This is a genomic window from Elusimicrobiota bacterium (genome assembly GCA_016218575.1).
In the GTDB taxonomy this organism is placed as follows: Bacteria; Elusimicrobiota; Elusimicrobia; order UBA1565; family UBA9628; genus JACRDN01.
On record JACRDN010000019.1, the window covers coordinates 416,186 to 434,296 of the forward strand.

The 18,111-nt window shown below is 58.1% G+C and carries 20 protein-coding genes, 1 tRNA gene and 1 pseudogene; 9 read left to right on the forward strand and 13 right to left on the reverse strand.

What is annotated here, in order from left to right; all coding sequences use genetic code 11:
* The first annotated feature begins 149 nt into the window (after nucleotides 1–149).
* Nucleotides 150–226: transfer RNA gene (locus HY921_10130), tRNA-His, on the forward strand.
* A gap of 50 nt (nucleotides 227–276) precedes the next feature.
* Here the strand turns inward: HY921_10130 and HY921_10135 are convergent.
* The gene (locus tag HY921_10135; protein ID MBI5631227.1) at nucleotides 277–516 is read right to left on the reverse strand and encodes a hypothetical protein; all 240 of its coding nucleotides are present in this window, start codon (nucleotides 514–516) and stop codon (nucleotides 277–279) included.
* A 123-nt stretch (nucleotides 517–639) separates the two neighbouring features.
* The gene (locus HY921_10140; GenBank protein ID MBI5631228.1) at nucleotides 640–1,977 is read right to left on the reverse strand and encodes a hypothetical protein; all 1,338 of its coding nucleotides are present in this window, start codon (nucleotides 1,975–1,977) and stop codon (nucleotides 640–642) included.
* A gap of 164 nt (nucleotides 1,978–2,141) precedes the next feature.
* Here HY921_10140 and HY921_10145 point away from each other — a divergent pair, with 164 nt between their 5' ends.
* Nucleotides 2,142–2,768, forward strand: coding sequence for a hypothetical protein (locus tag HY921_10145; GenBank protein ID MBI5631229.1), 627 nt, complete (start codon nucleotides 2,142–2,144; stop codon nucleotides 2,766–2,768).
* Nucleotides 2,768–3,755 (forward strand): annotated as a pseudogene (locus HY921_10150) (nucleotidyl transferase AbiEii/AbiGii toxin family protein). Before HY921_10145 ends, HY921_10150 begins: the two are co-directional and overlap by 1 nt.
* 10 nt (nucleotides 3,756–3,765) lie before the next feature.
* Here HY921_10150 and HY921_10155 read toward each other — a convergent pair.
* A complete protein-coding gene (locus HY921_10155; GenBank protein MBI5631230.1) occupies nucleotides 3,766–3,945 on the reverse strand; it encodes a helix-turn-helix transcriptional regulator in 180 nt (59 codons plus the stop codon).
* A 225-nt stretch (nucleotides 3,946–4,170) separates the two neighbouring features.
* Here HY921_10155 and HY921_10160 point away from each other — a divergent pair, with 225 nt between their 5' ends.
* The 3 genes from HY921_10160 to HY921_10170 are packed head-to-tail and all read left to right on the forward strand — an operon-like array spanning nucleotide 4,171 to nucleotide 6,316.
* Entirely contained in the window at nucleotides 4,171–4,656 is a 486-nt protein-coding gene (locus HY921_10160) for a hypothetical protein (GenBank protein MBI5631231.1), read from the forward strand.
* A complete protein-coding gene (locus HY921_10165; GenBank protein MBI5631232.1) occupies nucleotides 4,653–5,564 on the forward strand; it encodes a DUF1566 domain-containing protein in 912 nt (303 codons plus the stop codon). Before HY921_10160 ends, HY921_10165 begins: the two co-directional genes overlap by 4 nt.
* Before the next feature lie 14 nt (nucleotides 5,565–5,578).
* Entirely contained in the window at nucleotides 5,579–6,316 is a 738-nt protein-coding gene (locus HY921_10170) for a hypothetical protein (GenBank protein MBI5631233.1), read from the forward strand.
* A 150-nt stretch (nucleotides 6,317–6,466) separates the two neighbouring features.
* Here the strand turns inward: HY921_10170 and HY921_10175 are convergent, their stop codons facing one another.
* The 3 genes from HY921_10175 to HY921_10185 form a co-directional block, all read right to left on the reverse strand.
* A complete protein-coding gene (locus HY921_10175; protein ID MBI5631234.1) occupies nucleotides 6,467–6,742 on the reverse strand; it encodes a hypothetical protein in 276 nt (91 codons plus the stop codon).
* A 3-nt stretch (nucleotides 6,743–6,745) separates the two neighbouring features.
* Nucleotides 6,746–7,021 carry a hypothetical protein gene (locus HY921_10180; GenBank protein ID MBI5631235.1) on the reverse strand — a complete coding sequence of 92 codons (276 nt, stop codon included), beginning with the start codon at nucleotides 7,019–7,021 and terminating at the stop codon, nucleotides 6,746–6,748.
* Nucleotides 7,022–7,204: 183 nt separating this feature from the next.
* Nucleotides 7,205–8,254 carry an EamA family transporter gene (locus tag HY921_10185; protein MBI5631236.1) on the reverse strand — a complete coding sequence of 350 codons (1,050 nt, stop codon included), beginning with the start codon at nucleotides 8,252–8,254 and terminating at the stop codon, nucleotides 7,205–7,207.
* A gap of 139 nt (nucleotides 8,255–8,393) precedes the next feature.
* Here HY921_10185 and HY921_10190 point away from each other — a divergent pair, with 139 nt between their 5' ends.
* The 3 genes from HY921_10190 to HY921_10200 are packed head-to-tail and all read left to right on the forward strand — an operon-like array spanning nucleotide 8,394 to nucleotide 9,994.
* Nucleotides 8,394–8,687 (forward strand): chromate resistance protein, encoded by a 294-nt coding sequence (locus tag HY921_10190; protein MBI5631237.1) that lies wholly within the window; start codon nucleotides 8,394–8,396, stop codon nucleotides 8,685–8,687.
* Nucleotides 8,680–8,820 (forward strand): hypothetical protein, encoded by a 141-nt coding sequence (locus HY921_10195; protein ID MBI5631238.1) that lies wholly within the window; start codon nucleotides 8,680–8,682, stop codon nucleotides 8,818–8,820. The genes HY921_10190 and HY921_10195 overlap by 8 nt, the downstream gene beginning before the upstream one ends.
* Entirely contained in the window at nucleotides 8,795–9,994 is a 1,200-nt protein-coding gene (locus tag HY921_10200; GenBank protein ID MBI5631239.1) for an MFS transporter, read from the forward strand. The genes HY921_10195 and HY921_10200 overlap by 26 nt, the downstream gene beginning before the upstream one ends.
* Here the strand turns inward: HY921_10200 and HY921_10205 are convergent.
* The 7 genes from HY921_10205 to HY921_10235 all read right to left on the reverse strand — a co-directional run bounded on the left by HY921_10205 (nucleotide 9,991) and on the right by HY921_10235 (nucleotide 18,020).
* Nucleotides 9,991–11,616, reverse strand: a complete 1,626-nt coding sequence (locus tag HY921_10205) for a hybrid sensor histidine kinase/response regulator (GenBank protein MBI5631240.1) — start codon at nucleotides 11,614–11,616, stop codon at nucleotides 9,991–9,993. The two genes, HY921_10200 and HY921_10205, sit on opposite strands and share 4 nt — an antisense overlap.
* A 178-nt stretch (nucleotides 11,617–11,794) precedes the next feature.
* Nucleotides 11,795–12,478, reverse strand: coding sequence for a response regulator transcription factor (locus HY921_10210; GenBank protein ID MBI5631241.1), 684 nt, complete (start codon nucleotides 12,476–12,478; stop codon nucleotides 11,795–11,797).
* Nucleotides 12,457–13,608: a response regulator gene (locus HY921_10215; protein MBI5631242.1), complete on the reverse strand. Its 1,152-nt coding sequence runs from the start codon at nucleotides 13,606–13,608 to the stop codon at nucleotides 12,457–12,459. The genes HY921_10210 and HY921_10215 overlap by 22 nt, the downstream gene beginning before the upstream one ends.
* 2 nt (nucleotides 13,609–13,610) lie before the next feature.
* Nucleotides 13,611–14,102 (reverse strand): response regulator, encoded by a 492-nt coding sequence (locus HY921_10220; protein MBI5631243.1) that lies wholly within the window; start codon nucleotides 14,100–14,102, stop codon nucleotides 13,611–13,613.
* A complete protein-coding gene (locus HY921_10225; GenBank protein ID MBI5631244.1) occupies nucleotides 14,045–14,974 on the reverse strand; it encodes a hypothetical protein in 930 nt (309 codons plus the stop codon). Before HY921_10225 ends, HY921_10220 begins: the two co-directional genes overlap by 58 nt.
* Nucleotides 14,971–15,225 carry a hypothetical protein gene (locus HY921_10230; GenBank protein MBI5631245.1) on the reverse strand — a complete coding sequence of 85 codons (255 nt, stop codon included), beginning with the start codon at nucleotides 15,223–15,225 and terminating at the stop codon, nucleotides 14,971–14,973. The genes HY921_10225 and HY921_10230 overlap by 4 nt, the downstream gene beginning before the upstream one ends.
* Before the next feature lie 182 nt (nucleotides 15,226–15,407).
* Nucleotides 15,408–18,020: a PAS domain S-box protein gene (locus HY921_10235; protein ID MBI5631246.1), complete on the reverse strand. Its 2,613-nt coding sequence runs from the start codon at nucleotides 18,018–18,020 to the stop codon at nucleotides 15,408–15,410.
* Nucleotides 18,021–18,111 lie beyond the last annotated feature (91 nt).

An 18,111-nucleotide genomic window follows, 5' to 3' on the forward strand; every position in this document is an offset into this window, starting at 1 on the left:
CGGGGCCGGGGCTTCGTAAGGGTCGCAGGGCCCAATCCCCTCTAGGTCAAAGGACCTACTCCGGGAAGTGGGGCGAAATTGATATAATCTCTTTAACGGTGGCCGCCCCGCCTTTGGCGGGACTGCGCCGCTTAGTACTTGCAATAGCGGTGGCCGTAGCTCAACTGGTTAGAGCGCCTGGCTGTGAACCAGGAGGTCGGGGGTTCAAGTCCCCTCGGTCACCCCAGCTCTAAAAAGGGGAACATGAAACCCTGGGTCTGAATAAGACTCAGGGTTTCATTTATCTTTTTCGGTGTTCCCCTCTAGGTACAAACTGCCCCCCTTGATGGGACTCGGAACATCTCCGGACTCCCCACCGCGCTGCTCCTTGCGGCGTTTGACGATCGCCTCCTCGAGAAGATCGACCAGGATCGCAAGAGCATGGGCGGCCCGAATTTCGGAGGTCGGGGCATACTCGACCTCCAACCGAATAACCCTTTGCTTCTTTCTTCGACATGGAATGTCCTTTGTTTGCATCAGACTCTCCTCCTCGATTCAGTACCGTCTTTGCCGCAGGTCGGCATGTGGGGTGCACCATCGGAGAACGACCCGCCCCCGCAGGGGAAGCTGTGAAAAAATCCTCTGTCGGACGACAGCGGACTAGCGTCTGACTTGGCGTTTGTCTTGGAAGAACATCTCTACTGCGGGCGAGGCCAGCCCATGGGTGAAGAAAGCTTCGCGGAACCGGCGGTAATAGTCCGGATACCGGCCCAACCGATGAACGTCGTCGAAGAGTGCAAAACGAGAATGCGGGTAAGCGCCGCTGATCCACAGCCCCCTCTCCGGGCCGAAGACGGAATCCCGTGCGCCCGCGAAGACAAGGACTTCTCCAGCGAAGGTCGACCGGTCGAGCGAGATTGCCGGCGGCGTGATGACTCCGGCCGAACCCGCCTTGATGAAGTCATCCAATATTTCGAGGCACCACTCGTACATTAGATTGTCCTGACGCGGCGATCCGGAGGCATATCGTCCCAAGTCGGCGCCAAGGAGCTCGTACATGCGCACCTTGACGGCGTCCTCAGCGGGGAGCCTCATAAGGTGTCGCACCAGCATCCAATTCCGGCCAGGCGCCAGCGCGTAGTGGAACCGTCGCAGCCGCCCCCGGAAGGACTCCGCAACAAGGTCTTCGAGAAGGCTCCGAACCAGCTCCTGCCCGTCCAGGCGTTCCTGCGCCAGCCGCCCCAGCAAGAAGGCGAGAGCGGGAGCGTTGCCCCGACTGGCGACAATGCGCGAGAAGAGCTCCGCCGCACGCGGGTCCGACTCCGCCAGACCTCGCGAAAAGCTTGTTCCGTGCTTATACGCCAAATCCGGTGCACCGCTCGACTCGATCAGCGCGCGGCGCACGTTCCGTCCATACTTCGCCAGGTACTGCTGGACCAGGAAGCCTCCGCCCGATCCACCATAGAGGTCGATTTTTCCACCCGGTGGCAGCAATCCCTTCGCTTCCATGGCGCGTCGAACGGACTCGATGTCCTCCACCCGCTGCGCCGAGCCGTACAGGTTAATCGCCGCTGCGTAATTGAGGGCGCCGTCCTTTCTGTAGACTTCGGGCAGGAGCGTGGGCGCGTGGCCTCGGCTGCCAATGAGGACGTACGGCAGGTTCCCCAGTCTGTCGGTGAACCATTCCATGTCGGGTCGAGTATCGACCAACTCCTGCTGCCCATCGGTCAACACGAATACGACGTCGCGGGCAGGCGCGAACCGTGGGCTTAGGATGTAGAAGCCAGTAAAGGCGCCTTTAGTCGGGTCGTGGTGGTCCAACGGGAGTCGCAGGTAGCGATGTGTCCCGTCGGCCGGCATTTCGGGATACACCGCCCCGTCTGCAAGGCGCACCGTCGGCGGAGTGGAGAGCGCGACGTAGCGGCGGTAGAACATGACGCCGCACACAGTGAACGCGATTGTCAGGAGAACGGCCACACCACATGCATGTTTACTCACGTGTCTAGTATAGCTTTAGGCTGTTAGGAAATCGAATTACCGTTGTTCATTTAGTTGATATAAACGGCGAACCCGCTGGTGCTTTTCGGTGATCACCGCGGCACCCAGCGCTAAGCCCGGACGTATTGATTATGTCAGAAAAAGGAGCTATATTATCTGACGTAATGGCTAGACCTAAATCCGATAACAGCACGCCGCAACGGATTGAGCGGCGGGTGCGCCAAGCCCCCGCCGATACCGTGTTTTACGCGGGGCAATTCCTCGATCTCGATACGCGCGCGGCCGTGGACCAGGCGCTTTCCCGCCTCGCTCGAGTCGGCGCCCTGCGGCGGCTGGCCCGCGGGCTTTATCATCGGCCCCGGCGGCATCCTGTGCTGGGCGAGATCGCGCCGCCCGTCGAGGCCGTCGCCAAGGCGCTGGCCGCGCGCGACCGCGTGCGTTTGCAGCCGTTCGGCGGCTACGCGGCCAACTTGCTCCGCCTCTCCGCGCAGGTGCCTGCGCGCGTGGTCTTCCTGACCGACGGCAAGCCGCGCAAGATCCGTTTTGGACGGCAAGTCGTCGAACTGCGCCGCGCCTCGCCGCGTATGATGGCCGCCGCGGGACGGACGACCGGCCTAGTGATCGCGGGGTTGCGCTTCATCGGCAAGGCCAACATCTCCCCTGAGAGAGTGGCTCCTCTGCGCAGATTGCTCTCGCCGAAGGACCGCCGCCAACTGCTGGAGGACATCCTTCTTGCCCCGGCTTGGATGCATCCGTATTTCTGCCTGATCGCTGGAAAGGATAAGGCTTGATGAAGTCGCTCGCTTCGCTGCCCGCCAAAGAGCGGGCGCTCTACTGGCGGACCTATTCGGAGCGGAAAGGCGTGCCCGGCTTCATTGTGGAGAAAGATTTCTGGGTCTGCTGGCTTTTGGGGCGCGTTTTTTCGGCGCCGAAGCTCGGCGCGGATTGCGTCTTCAAAGGGGGCACGTCGCTTTCCAAGGTCTTTGGCGCGATCAATCGCTTCTCCGAGGACATCGATCTCGGTCTCAGCCCCGCATCACTGGGATGGAAGGAAGCCGAGCTCGAGGACGCGCCTTCCGTCGAGCAGCGCCGCAAACGCGTGAAGCGTCTCGAAGCCGACTGCGCCGAGGCGGTGCGTAGGCGATTCCTGCCCGAGCTGGAGGCGGCCGTTGGTTGAACTTCGAGTTCGACGCCGTGAACCGCTCGCCCATAACATAATTTTATTCCCCTACCCGCAAGCGGTTCCGCCGGGCTCCTACATCGCTCCAGTGGTGAAGATTGAGTTCGGCTCGCTGACGGACCAACGGCCTACGGGCAAGCATCCGATCAAGCCGCTCGTCGCGGAGATCGTGCCGGAAGCGTTCTTGGATTTCAGCGCCGAAGTCGTGGCGCTGGAAATCGAGCGCACGTTCTGGGAAAAAGCCACCATTTTGCATGCTGAATATCACCGGCCGCCGGCGCAGCCGCTGCGCGACCGCTTTGCGCGGCATTACTCCGACTTCGCGGCTTTGTGGCGGCTTCCCGCGGGACGAGCGATGGCGACCCGTCTCGATTTGCTGGAGCGGGTGCGCGCCCACAAGAGCAAGTTCTTCGGATCGAGTTGGGCGCACTATGATACGGCCGTGCCGGGAACGCTGCGGCTCATTCCAGGTGATGGGCGCCTGGCGGAGTTGCGCCGCGACTATGCGGCGATGGAGCCCATGTTCCTGTCGCCGTCGCCGCGTTTCGAGGACATGATCGACGCCTTGCGCGAGGCTGAACGGGCGATCAACGCGTGATCAGTTGCGCTCATTTAAAGTATCGGTCCAGCTCTCCGCTCAATCCAAGAAAGGCTCTGAGCTTGGGAAGGTTCCGCTTACCGGGCTTGCATTCGTTGTCCTGGTAGCGCCGGATGGTCTCGGTCGAGACCCCTATCGCCTTTGCGACCTCGTTCTGTAGCAATCCGTGCCGCGCGCGGAAGTTCTTCATCCAGCCGCCGAAGGTGTTCCTGGGATAGAGAAAATCGTAGGGGTCTCCCTTCGTTTCCGGGAATACCTCCCCAAGCCGGCCCTTTAGTTGCGGGATGATCTGGCTGATCGCGCCCGTGACTGAGGCCTGTGGTTTTGCTAAACTCCTCGATAGTCAGGCCCAAGCGCCGGCGAAGGTAACGCCCTTCGGAGACCCTGCTTTGTCCCTATTTTTAGGATAACTAACATGTGCCGAATAGCCGCAAAGAACTTCCTGTTACCCATGCTGGCCATGTTTGTCTCATCCCAACTTCCTGCGGCATTCGCGGAGGTTCCGGTTGACATGGTCGGTAGCTGGAAGGGGAGCGCCAATATCATTGTTGCCTGGTGCAAGCAGAAGGAGCTCCCCATTGAAATCGAGATATCTCTCGATGGGAATGTGTCCGGGAGAATCGGCGAGGCGGTTGTGGAAAACGGGCGGGTAAGCATGAATAACAGGATTCTCGTTTGGCTTGGAAACCCCAAGAATGTGATCTCCGCCGACTTAAAGGGAGCCGTTATTGGGGCGGAGGGCATCGTTAGAAAATCGATACAGCTTCTTGTAAACCTAAGCGACCAACGGCTAGTAGGGGGGTTTCATACTAGCGGCTCGAAATTCGGCGGGAAAGACGCCATGATGATGAGCGGCTCCGAACTGATCCTTCTCAGGCAGCGAGAGGACAGTCACCCATGAACCCAGCCGCATCCAAAGCAAGGACCTGCGCTGGTTGGCTGACGCTGGCTGCGATGGTCTCGCTGACCTGCTTCTGGGCGTTCTGGGGCATTAAGGAAACCTTCCACGAAGGGTGGTATTACGACAGCCTGCCCAAGAACATCGTCCTTTCGCTGGCTTACCTAGGTCCTATGTTTGCCTTCCTTTTCCTGGGTCTGCTGTCCGTCTTCTACCCGCGCATTACCAGCGCGGTCTGCCTGGCGGTCGGAATCGGCGCGCTCTTTTTCTTCCAAACACCGGCCGGACGCCAACTGATCGCCGCGCCCGTCATTGTGCTTTGCGCCGCTTGCTGGTTTGGCCGCATCGAAAATAAGCGCCCAGCCGCCATGCTCTGCGTACTTGCTCCGATGCTGGTTCTCGTCGCCTTTGGCCTCCCCGACGCCATCCGTGTGGCCCACCGCGTCAACGACGGGAACTTCGGCGCCAGACTCGTGGAAGGAAACGGAGTGCGCCTCATCTGGGCGCCCCAGGGTCCAGGCTGGCCGGCGAAAAGTGCCAGCTGGCGCGAAGCTCGTGAAATCTGCGCTCATCTCTCCGAAGATGGGCTGACCCTTTCCTCCCAAGAGCTCAACATTTGGCGCCTGCCGACCGTGGAGGAGGCGGTGCGCTCGCTGGTCAGGCACGGAGAGAACGCAGGCGGAGTCTGGAACCCGGAACTTAAGCGGGCATCCTACAGGGCCGCGCCGGATAAAGAGACCCCGCTCTGGAACCCGCATTCATCGGTGATCTACTGGTGGACCGCCACGGAAAGCGATGCGGACAGGGCATATTTCGTTGTCTACAACGGCGGTGTTTTCCCGCGAAAAAAATCTTTCAACACTGGCGGGGGTTACCAGTCGTTCCGAGCGGTGAAGAAGGAACCATCATGATTTGTGCTCCCCTAATGCCCGCAGCCCTCGCCTCCGTCTTTTTCGCTTTCCCAGGATTTTTGCATGCCTCCATGATGCCGCAGGAGGACGCCAAGGGTTCTCTCCCTTCTGCGGCGACAAGGCCAATCCGTCTGCCAGTGGAATTAGAGGCAGCGCGTGGAGAGGTTGCCGGGCTTGTCAATCAGGCGACGACCATGGTCGCGGAGTTCGCAAAGTCTCGGGGATGGGCCAAAGAAGCCGAGGTGTCGCAGTTCGATAGCGTTGAGATATTCTCCTCGCAAGATGCTCTCTGGCGGCGCATCGTCGAACTTGACAAGTTCCCTGCCGATACCAAGCTTCCCACGGATGGGCTGGCGGCGGCATTGGAATCGCGCATCTTGCTGGCTGTAGCTCCGCGAGAATATAAACGACTTCGTCCAGAATATGCCGCTCAGAAAGAAGCATGGGTCAGGCTGTTGGCTCACGAGCTCGTTCACCGGCTTCATGTCCAGATTCTTGGCGGCAACGACGATGCGATGGGGCCCGGGTGGTTCTTTGAGGGCTTTGCGGTTGTGGGCGCGGGACAGAGCTTGAAGCCCGCCATCAAATATACGACGGCGAAAGAGGCTCTCGATGGGGCTGCCACCAAGGGGCGAGGGGCCTATGCTCGATATGCCGCGGCAGTTCGGTTCTTCATGTCCAAGGTCCATTTGTCAGAGCTGCTCAAGAGAGCCGGGCAGGAGAATTTTGAAGATTGGTTGAAAACCCTATGAGTCGGCGACGGTCAGCCAGGTTCTAGTTTCGGACTCGAATCATCACTTTCTCCACTAGGTCCCGACAGGGCAAGATGGCTCTCCAGGCAGTCAGGCGTAGGCACTTGGCCAAGCGCGCGACCTCAGGTACGGTTGGCTCGTTTCTGGTCTTCAGGCATGCTTGAGGAAATTCTTCACGTCATCGTGGGCGCCAGCCAGCAGGAATCGAATCTCGTCCTCGCTCATTCCATAGACTACGCGGATTTTGAGACCGGCCCGGGCTTCCCAAAGGTCGTCGCGCAGGTGTTTGATGCCGAGCCCGCCGGACTTTGTCCCAGTCTCGTAGAGATCTATGACCTTGGAGACCGTGTCCTTGACCCCTTCTTTGACGGGCGAGTCGAGCTTGTTGAACAGGCGGAGAAAGGCTGGGGCGTAGTAGACCTGCACGGTCTAGAGGCTATTGAGGTAGCGCTTCGCGGCCGCGGAGGTCTTGAACTTCTTGCCACCCTTCGACCGTTTGATCCTGTCGAGCTTGCCCAACTCGGCATCGGTGTAGCCTGCCGTCTCGCGGACGATCGACACCGGGGCGAGTTCAACGTGCTTGCCGTCTAGGTAGAAGCCCACCAGATTGTGTTCCGCGTCGATCTTAAACATCTTGCGTATCGTGGCAGGGACAACGGTTTGCCCATTCTTCCCTACCGGAGAGACGGCGACAAGTTTACTCATGTCCAACCTACAATAATCATAGGATCCTAGAATAGGATATAAGGTAAATCGCCTCTTGTCAAGACATTAATTAAAGTCGTTCTAAATTTAAGGTAGCGCCTCTCCCCTTAATTGCGGAGGAGCTGACAGCTCGGTTTAACGCATTGTTTGATCCGCAGGCCGTAATCGGTAACGTACTTCGGCTTAGTGCCGGTGATGCAGATCCGGCCAATGAGCGTGGGCATGGGTCAAGGCCTCGTGGGAGTGCATGTGCGCGTGAGCGGTCGCGATTTTCGGCCCGTGCCCGTGGGAATGGTGTAGATCGTGGGTATGAATATGTTCGTGGCTAACGGCCTCATGAGAATGCTCATGTGCATGCGTCTCTCCGTAGAGCGAGCCAACGCCTACGAGCATGATCGCGGCGGCGACCCATTGCTGGGCCGAGAGGGTCTCGCGCAGCAACGGGATGGACAATAACGCCCCGAAGAACGGCGCTGCGGCGAAATACGCGCCCGTCCTGGCGGCTCCGATGGACCGCAACGAAACGATGAAGAGCGTCAAGCTCAGCCCATAGGAACCGGCACCGACCGCCATCGCGCCAGCCACTTGTCGGGCAGTGAAAATCCCTAAACCAAGGAAACACGCTATCAGCAAGTTGATCGTTCCGGAGACAAGGCCTTTGACCTGGGCCAAGACCGGCGCCGGAACAGCCTCGATGTCGCGAGTGAGGTTGTTATCTAACGCCCAAAGAATGCATGCCCCTGCGACAAGCAGCCCTGCCCAGGAGGTGCTGCCGAATTGAGCGCTTTGCGATGCGAGCACCCAACCGCCGGTAAGTATCAGGGCCTCTCCCACGATGATGCGCCCTCCCACATGCTCCCGAAAGACAATCCAGGCCAGAATGGTGGTGGCGACGGTCTCCAGGCTGAGAAGAAGGGACACTTCGGAAGCCGGAGCCAGCTTGATCCCATACAGGAGCAGGATTGGCGCGACCACGCCGCCGGCGGCGATGGATGCGATGAGTCTCAGCACGTCCGGCCGTTTGAGCCGCCTAAGTGCGCCAAAGCTCTCCTGCCTGGCCACAAGCGACCAAGCCTGAAGGCCCAAAAACGAGCCCAGGTACAGCAGGCCGGCAACAAGGACGGGCGACATCTCGCCGATCAGCAGCTTCGAGAGAGCGGGAGACGCCCCGAACAACGCCGCGGACAGAATCGCAAGCAAGGGGCCCCGGGGCCGAGTCGCGCGACTATTCATGAGGCAAATGGTACCAAACAACGCGCCGCTGGTCGGCTCATTTGCCATCCACCATTGAGTAGTAACGATTAAGTATGCTAGAACAGCCGTTACATGACAAAGCCTCGTTGGCTTCTACTGACGCACCAGCTCCGCTCCCATCGGAGCCGTCCAACATGCGGGTCAAGGTCTGGCGCAAGCTGCAGGCCCTTGGGGCGGTTCCCATCAAGAACTGTCTGGTAATGTTCTGAGCGAGCTGGCCGAGATCATCCACGACATCGACTTGAAGGATGGCAAATTCGGACGCCCTGAAGCGCATGGCGTGGGCCTCGCTGTTCAGGGGATCTGCCGCATTCACAAGAAGGACGCCGACCGGCTGACGGCCGGAATCGCCTTCTTCGATGCGGTTCGCGCCGCCGTGGCCGCGAAGGGAGAGAAGAAGAGCCATGCCTGAGTCAGCGTCCGCGCGAAGAAAGCAGAGGATCTTCTACGTCCCCGATGGAATCCTGCCCTGCGGACACCAGACGGTGCTTGAGGCGCTGGACCTTTTCGCCAGTATGTATGGGACCGGCGCCAAGAGCTTGTAGCCTCAAGGCTGCGGATCGCGCCCTGATCTATGCCGCCGCGACTTTGAGATCGGCGGGAGTCGGCTTTGCGAGCGCGGTGCTCGCGATCTATCTCGACAAACGCGGCTATACGGCCTTGTCCATCGGCGCGATCATGGCGGCCGGCCTAGGCGGCGGGGCGGTGGCGACAGGGTGCGTCGCCTTGCTCGCAGACCGCCTCGGGCGGCGCAGGGTGCTCACGGCCCTGGCGGTCCTGGGACTGGCAGGAGGCCTGGGTCTCGCATGGGCCCCGGGAGTCGCGGCGGCGGCCTTCGCTTTCATCGGCATGGTTAATGGGATGGGACACGACCGCGGCGGCGCCTACGCCTTGGAACAGTCCGCGTTATCCGCCGCCGGCAGCGTGGAGGAACGAACGCGGCTTTTCGCGGGTTATCATGCCGCGGGCGATGTCGGCTGCGCCTGCGGAAGCCTGGCCGCAGCACTTGTGCCTTGGCTTGGGTACCAAACGCTGTGGACTCTCTATGCCTGCGCGGTGGGAGCCGGCTTGTTGCTCTATCCGGGGCTTAGCGAAGGCGTCGAGTTGGTCGAGCCTTCCCGGCCGGTCTCGCCAGAGTCGCGACGTCGCGTCGCTCGCTTTGCCGCGCTTTCCGCTGTTGACAGTTTCGGGAGCGGCTTTATCACGGCCGCGCTCATCGCGTTTTATCTCTACAAACGGTTTGGCATCAACGAAAGGCAAATCGCCGGGCTGTTTCTGGCCGCGGACCTGGCGAATATCGCCTCCAATTTCATTGCCGAGAGGCTCTCTCGCTGGCTGGGCTTGGTCAACACTATGGTCTTTACTCATATTCCGGCGAATCTTCTGTTGATCGCGCTGGCCTTCTGCCCCACGTTCCCTATTGCCGCGGCCGTCTTTCTGCTCCGAGAGCTGTTCATCGAGATGGACGTGCCGACGCGCCAGTCCTACCTGGCTTCCATCGTCAACCCAGACGAGCGGACCGCCGCTCTGGGCGGCGTGCAGCTCACGCGCACGGCGATGTGGGCGGTGGCGCCTGGAGCCGCGGGCTGGCTTATGCGCTCGGTCGCGCTGGCGTCCCCCCTCTACATCGGCTCAGCCATCAAGATAGCGTATGACGTGCTCCTCTGGCGCGCATTTCGTCATTTGAAGCCCGTGGCACGAAATGGCGCCGGCCATTAAGGCACAATAACCGGGACGTTGCTTTCGCACCTCAGCGCGAAGCGAAAGCAGGTGCCGTCTTCCAGGCTGCTTTTCACATCCAGGCCGGTTCCGTGCAGAGCGAGGATCGTCTTGCAGATGGCCAATCCCAGACCGCTTCCCTTGTGGCCGGAGCCATGGGGGCGCGCGAGCTGCACGAATGCGTTGAATAATTCGGACATCCGTTCCGTTGGTATAGGTTCGCCATCATTGAGCACCTCGACTATGACCGCTGCCCCCCCGGGTCCTTCCGCGCTCGGGATGGCCCGGAGGGTGACGCGGCTTTTGGCAAAGCGGACGGCATTGTTGAGCAGGTTGTCGATGACCTCGTCTAACAGCTCGGGGTCAGCCTGCACTTGGGGAAGTTCTTCTGGAGATTCAATTTTAAGGCTAAGTCTCTTGTCCCGGACAGCCTCCTCCAAGCGCGCGGCGGCATTTTGAAGCAGGGGTCCAAGGGCAGTGCCGCGCAGGTCCGTTCGCGCCCGGCCGGATTTTAAACGCGAGAGATTGAGCAGGTTCTCCACCAAATGGGCCATTCGCTCGGTGTTGCGTCTCCCGATGAGCGCTATCTTGTTCTGTTCAGGTGTGAGCCGTCCCGCGAGTCCGTCTATCAAGTTTATGATGGCTGCATGCACGACGCTAAGAGGACTTCGCAACTCATGGCTGACAACTCCGATCAGGTTGTCCTTCAGCAGATCGGGTTCCTTGAGGCTTGCCAGCTCTCGTTGCAGCTTATGGCGTTCGATTGCATAACGGATAGAGCGCTTGAGGAGGCGGGAATCAGAGGTGGATTTGACCATGTAGTCCTGGGCTCCTAACCGCAGCGCCTCAAGGGCCACGGGCTCGCTGCCGGGATTCGTGACGATCAGGATGGGAATATCGTGGCCCTCCTTAATGATCCGGAGCATGGTTTCAATCCCCCGGCTGTCGGGGAGTAAAAGGTCAAGGAGAAGCGCGTCGAATCGCTCCCCTGCGAGGAGGCGCAGGCCATCGGCGAGGGTCCCGGCGGATTCAAGCTCGAATCGCAATCCCATGGAATCCGTCTCATCGAGACAGAGGCGGACGATATCGACTGTTCGGGGGTCGTCCTCCAGCAGGAGCACGCGGATTGATTCCGATGGATTTCTGCTATCTCCGGAAGCGACGCCAGGGTTTCGCAAATCGTGGGAGGCGGCCGGAGTGAAGCTCTCCCGCCTTGCGCTGGTGCATTCAACATTCTCCGCGTGCTTGCGCAGGATGGAGTAGCGCAGGATTTGCGCAAGTCCCCGCTCGTCGTAGCTTCCCTTGACCACATAATCTTGGGCTCCGTGCGAGATGGCCTCGACGGCGAGGGCCTCGTCGTCTCGTCCGCTCAGGATCACGATGGGGCTCTTGGGGCTTTGGGCATGGATCCGAACGAAGCTGTCCAAGCCCTGGCTGTCCGGAAGGCCGGGGTCGAGAAGAACTATATCGGCGGGACCGGCCGCCAACCTGTCGAGTGCTGTGGAGAGGCGCAACAGGTGTTGGATCTCGAAGATGTTCCCGCTCAAGGCCAGTGATTGCCGTACAAGCTCGGCGTCGCCGGGGTTGTCCTCGATGAGCAAGGTTTGTATGGTTTTCTGCATTATGGCGAGTTTTCTCCTTGACGCCGGTGTTGTTGGAGGCGATGTCGGGGCCGCAATCCGCGTCGCGGGTAGTTTAGTCCCGCGCTGGCCTGGATTCCATTGGAGAATAGTTGGACATTCTGTTGAGAAATTGTGCATGGGGAAAAATCTCCCGGGCCCATGAGGGGCTCCCGGACAGTCAGGGCTTGATTTTGTATCCGAGGGTGGGGATGGTCACGATCCTGGGAGCTTCGCGCTTAAGTTTCCGTCGGATGCGGGAGACGTACTGGTCCACCATGCGGGCATCCATGTCCTGGTCTTCGGTGTAATCCCAGACTTCCAAGAGGAACTTCCGTCGGCTCACCACCTCTCCGCGAGCCTCGAGGAGGAGGCGCAGGATATGGAACTCTTTGGGAGCCAGGAGGATAGTTTCCCCATTCACCGAGAACTCGTGCGTCTCGGGGTCCAGGCGCCAGGTCCCCGCTTCTAAAGAGCGCTCCCGCTCGACAGGGCGCGCGGAGTTTCTGCTCAGGACGGCTTCGACTCGGGCCGCAAGCTGAGTCATGGAGATGGGCTTGACCAGATAGTCATCGGCCCCAAGCTTGAGACCCACGAGGCAGTCCGCCTCCTTTGTGCTGGCGGTCAATATGATTACGGGCATCCGTTCTCGCGCGCGCAGGGACTTGAGGATATCGAGTCCATCCACGTCGGGCAAGCCGATGTCAAGGATCACCAAATTCGGGTGAATCTTGTCGGCTAGCGCGAGGCCAGACCTGCCATATTTCACCGTGGTGACATGGTAGCGCTCCTTCCTGAGAGTCAAACGCATGAGCTTCCTCATGTCTGGGGAGTCGTCAATGATCAGGATGCGGACTTTGTCCATGCCTTATGTATGGGAATGGTAAAAGAAAATGTGCTGCCATTTCCAATTTTGCTTTCCATCCATATTTCTCCTCCATGCCTTGAAACAATGTCTCGGCACAGATGAAGGCCGATCCCAAGCCCATTGAGACTCCTCCTTTCGGGATCTGGGATCTGGTAAAGGCGTTCGAAAAGTCTTTTAGCCGCCCCCGGTTCTATTCCCGGTCCCGTGTCCGTTATTGAAATGCGAATGAACTTGTCGTTTTTATCCCATTTTCGCATTTGAACGCTGATGAGCCCGCCTTCGGGAGTGAATTTCAGGGCATTGCCTATTAGATTGATCAATACTTGCCGAAAACGAACAGGATCTGCGCGAGCTGGTGGAACGCCCGGGGCAATATCCGCGCAAAGAGCGATGTGTTTGACAGACCCGGATAGCGTAAAAAATTTTATGGTCTCGTCGATTATGTCTGCAAGCAGGACTCGCTCGGGATTTATCATCAACTTGTCCGTTTTGGTGCGGAGAAGTTCCGCGAGGTCGTTCGTCATCTTTACAAGATGATCGGCGTTTTTAGACGCCATTCCAAGAAGTAAAAGTTGTTCGGGGTTTAGAATGCCGCGCGTGTTTTCTTTCAGTACGAGCAAGCTGCCATAAAGGCATGTGAGAGGCGTGCGCAATTCGTGGTTGATGTCGTGCAAGGAATCTTCTCTGAGCCTGTCGAGAGCTTTGCGTTCGATCGCGTAGCTCAGGGAGCGCGCCAGGTTGTCCGGGGTTACTCGCCCTTTGATTAGGTAGTCCTGCGCGCCCTTATGAACGGCTGCTAAGGCTGTTTCATGATCGTCCAACCCCGTCATGACTACAATCGGGACTGCGTTGATTTGGCTCCTGAGCTTGTCCAACGTCTCCAGCCCGCGGCTGTCCGGCAAGGAGAGGTCAAGCAGGACAACGTCGATGCCGCCTTGAGCGAGGCGATCCAATCCCCTTGAGAGTTTGTCCACGCATTCCAGCGAGAACGCGTTCTTCGGCATTTCGCTCAAAGCGGTCCGGATGAGGTCGGCATCCCCGGGGTTGTCCTCGATTATCAAGAGATGAATCTTGTTATTTCGGGCGCTCTCGCGGATGAGAATGTCGTCTTTCCTCTTCGATCCCATGGCTATGTCCCCAATTTCATGCTATTAATCCAGAAAGCCTCTATGGCTTGTAAAAGTTTTGCGAAATCGTCCAATCTCTCCGGCTTGTTGAGATAGCAAACGGCGGGACTAGCGCAAAATTTCATGATATTTTCATCCGCTTGCGAGCTGGAGAAGATTACTAGCGGAATCCGCTTCAAATCCGAGGCATTCTTGATCTCGGCGAGCACTTCATAGCCATTTTTTCTAGGCAGATTCAAATCGAGAATGATCAGGTCCGGAAGAGCCGCCTCGGAGAAAGACCCCTGCCGGCGCAGATACTGCAGCGCCTCTACGCCATCCTTTGCCACGTGCAATTTGTTGGCAGGCTTGAAGTCCTTGAAATTCTCGCGCAAGAGGTCCACGTCTCCAGGATTGTCCTCTACTATCAAGATGCCAATGGGCCTGTCATCATCGATCACTGTATGGCGCCCCCCTCCCTCGATCCCAAGTTGTCCGCTATGGTGAAGCGGCATGTGGTTCCTTTGCCTGGCTCTGACTCGATCCATATCCTGCCGCCATGCTGCGCCACGATCTTTTTGCAGATTGCCAATCCAATGCCGGTCCCTGGATATTCAAGCCGAGTATGCAGCCGTTGAAATGGGAGGAACAAGCGGTTGGCATACTGCATATCTATCCCGATGCCATTGTCAGAGACGGAAAATTCCCACTCCTTGCGGAGGCGTTTCGCCTCAATCCGGATCGCGGCCGGAACGCTCTTTCTGCGGTACTTAATGGCGTTGCTGACCAGATTCTGGAACAGCGAAACGAGCTGGGAAAAGTCGGCGGTGAGATGGGGCATCGGCCCATGCGTGACTTTGGAGTCGCCCCCACTTTCCTTAATGGCGATCTTAAGATTGGCAAGCGCACTTCTCAATGCGGCTGAGCAGTCGGTCGGCCCAAAAATCTGATTTTTCCCGACGCGCGCGTACAGCAACAAGTCTTTGATCAGTTCTTGCATATGGGTGGCGCCGTCGATGATATAGGCCACGAATTTTTCGCTTTCGGGATCGAGCTTGTCTTTATGGCGCCGGGCGAGGAGCTCGGTGTAGTTGGCGACCATGCGCAAGGGTTCCTGCATGTCATGGGAGGCCACGTAGAAAAATTGCTCCAATTCCGTGTTCGAGCGCTCAAGCTCCTCGGCTGCGGCTTGGAGTTGCAGATAGGCGCGCTCGACATTTTTCCTCGCGACGTCGAAATCGTCGAGAATGTTGAGGGTCGCCTCCTGCAGAGATTCGAGGCGTGCCTTCTCCTGAACGAAGTCTTCCAGGATGTTGAGCATGGCTTTGGTGTGGCTGCGGCGATTCTGCGCCGCGTCCGCGGCGCTTGAAGCGATGCCGCGGTTCACGACGACGCCTCCTTGGGCGAGACCCTATCTTCCGCAACATAGCCATAGTTCCGCCGCGCCCCCTCGTTCCAAGAGAGGATGCGGCGGTCTAGATCTTGTCCAATGATGGAGTGCTTGATCGAACTTTGCAGAATATTGTCCAAGAAATTCTTCATCTCGGCCAGCTCGCTCACGATTCGGTTGTTTTCGGATTCTGCCCCAGCCTCTGGGGCAGCGGTCGTCATAGGGAGTTTTTGTTTAGGCTTGACCATGGCAATCTTTCTCCCGCGCAAGATAGAAAACGCCTCGCCAATGAGGCTAACCCTGATCTATGGTTTTGTCAATACCTGAATCACGGCTAAAAATGGTGAAAATCGAGCTGACCTCATCGGAAGACTTTGGCGGATGATTTTTAAATCGAGTCAGGGTCTGGCCGTGCCGTTGGGTCCATTTGTCATGCTTCAATTGCCGTCAAGTTGTTCGCTATCGTGAAAAAGAACGTGGAGCCCGTGTCAGGGTTGGACTGGACCCAGATGCGCCCGCCATGGTTCTCGGCGATCTTTTTGCAAACCGCAAGGCCCAGCCCGGAGCCTGAATATTCGTCGCGCGAGTGTAGGCGCTGAAAAAGGATGAAAAGCCTGTCGAAATATTTGGAGTCTATTCCAATGCCGTTGTCCCTCACCAGGAACTGCCAGGCTCCGGGTTGGGGCGCGGCCTCGATATGGACCTCGGGAGCCTCCTGCTGGCTGCGATACTTTAGCGCATTGCCGATGAGATTTTGGAATAACTGAGTCATCTGTGCCGCGTCAACGATCAAAAGGGGCAGAGGGGCGCAATGGATACGCGCGCCGCTCTCTTCGATGGCCACTTTGAGATTTGCGAGGGCGTTCTTCAAGGGCAAGGAAATATCGGTCATCGCGAAGTGCTGTCTTTGCCCCAGGCGCGCGTAGATCAGCAGGCCCTTGATCAATACCTGCAGTCGGGTTGCGCCGTCGATCGTGTAGGCGATCATCTCATCGGCATTCGTGTCGAGATGGCCCCGGTAGCGCCGTGCCAACAATTCGGTGTAGATCGTGATCATGCGCAAGGGCTCCTGGAGATCATGGGACGCGATATAGGCGAACTGCTCCAGGTCCTCGTTGGAGCGCTTCAAATCCTTGGCCTGGATTTCTAGGAGGCACTTGATGGAGTTAATATCCCCGAGCAGGCTGCGCAGGATTTTGTCCCGTCGCAGCAGCTCAGCCTGAGCGTGCTCCAGTGCCGCGTTTTTCTCCACTAGTTCGCCGTTGGCTTTTATTAAATCCCGAGTTCGATCCAGCACCCGCTGCTCAAGCGTATCGCGCGCTTTCTTCAAAGCGCGATCGCGATCCTGGATTTGAGCCAGCATGGAGTTGAAGCCTTCAACCAATATGGCAATCTCATCATTTCCTAACGGAGTCACCACCCGTTGGGAATAGTCGTGTGTTTTGGCGAGGGTCTGGGTCATCGCGGCCAAATTCAGGACAGGGACGCAAATCAGTCGTTCGAACACATTGGATATCGCGATGATGAGCAGCAGCGCGGCCAAAAAAATGATAAGAGCTACCACCATATAGAGTTTGAGCATGGCATGCAGTTCTCGCGCATCCTGTGCGTATACGTAGGCCAAGAAACTGCCCATTGTCAGAACCAGGACCGCCAGGCTGGCCAGCACCATGGTCAGCCTTAATTTTCTTCGAATTGGAAGGTCTCGGAATGGGCGTATCGGCTTCCTAATTATCACCAATCCATATCCCCCCCTCCCCCCCCCCCCGGCGGCCATGGTCTTTAACTCGGCATCCAGACGTTTGACCTCTTCCTTGAGTTCAAGAATTCGATCCTCGCGCCCCAGCATGAGTTTATTGAGCTCTTCAAGTTCCTGGAGCTTCGTCTGGAGCGCCTGCTCCGCCAGCTTGCTTGCCGTCACATCGCGAAAGCTCCATATCCTTCCCACGATCTCGGTCCGCCCCGAGGCGGTCTGGAGCCTTTGAGGCTGGGAAAAGCGCTCAAAAATCCTGCCGTCCTTGAACTTGAGCATATCCCAGCTCTCGGCTTCAGGATGCGCATAGAGTTCTTTCACCTTCGCCAAAAAGGCGGCGGGGGTCTCCAGTTGATCGATGGTAAAAGCCAGGGCTTTGTCGTCGTCGCGCAAGGCCAGAACCGTTGCAGGGATGCGCCACATTTGGACAAATTTTTGATTAAACAGCGTGATCTTTCCTCTTGTATCGACAACCAGGATGCCGTCGGCGGTTGAATCGAGGGTTGTCCGCAGCAGAGAAGCGGAAGATTCCAATTCCTTCTGCGCGGTCTTCTCCTTGGTAATGTCGCGAGCAATGACGGAGACTCCCGTCATTTGACCGGACTTGTTTTTGATTGGAGAAAGCGTCAGAGACACCTCCAGGGGACGGCCGTCTTTATGGAGCAGGGTCGTTTCAAAATGGTGAATGTTTTCTCTGGGCTGGAGGAGGTCTTGCGCTTCCCGCTCCTTTCCAGGAGGCAGCAGCATGGTGAAAGACTTGCCCACGACCTCCTCAGCTGAGTAGCCATGGAGGATTTGGGCCCCGTGATTCCAGCTGGTTAGGATGCCGTCCAGGGATCTGCTGTAAATGGCATCCTCGAAGGATTCCACGATCGCGGCAAGTTGGGCGAGCTTCCGATCGTTTTCGTCAAACTGGAAAATTCGCTCCAATATTTGTGGAAGCTGGTCATGAAAGTCATACGTTTTTTTGACGTAGTAGTGCACCCCGCGCTGAATGGCTTCCGCCGCCAACTTTTCATCGTCCATCCCGGTCACGAGCACGACGGGAACTCGAGGCGTGATGGTTTGGGCTGCCTCCAGCACGGACCATGGATCGCCGCCCGAAAGCTGATAATCCAACAAGACTGTGCCGAAGCGCTCGCTGCGCAACAGCGCGACGGCCTTGTCCGTTTTGTCGGTCACGCGAACGGACAAGCCGGCCCGTGTCAGGGCCTGCTTTTCAAGTTCGGCGGTCGGCTCATCGTCCTCCACGATAAGCACGGCCTTGTCTTTGGCGTTTTCAATGGTCATGGTATCCCTATCTCTTCTCCTTGAAGGATCCCGCGGATAAGCCGCATCATAGCATAGCTTCCACTGAGAGGGCAGTCACAATTCCTTAACA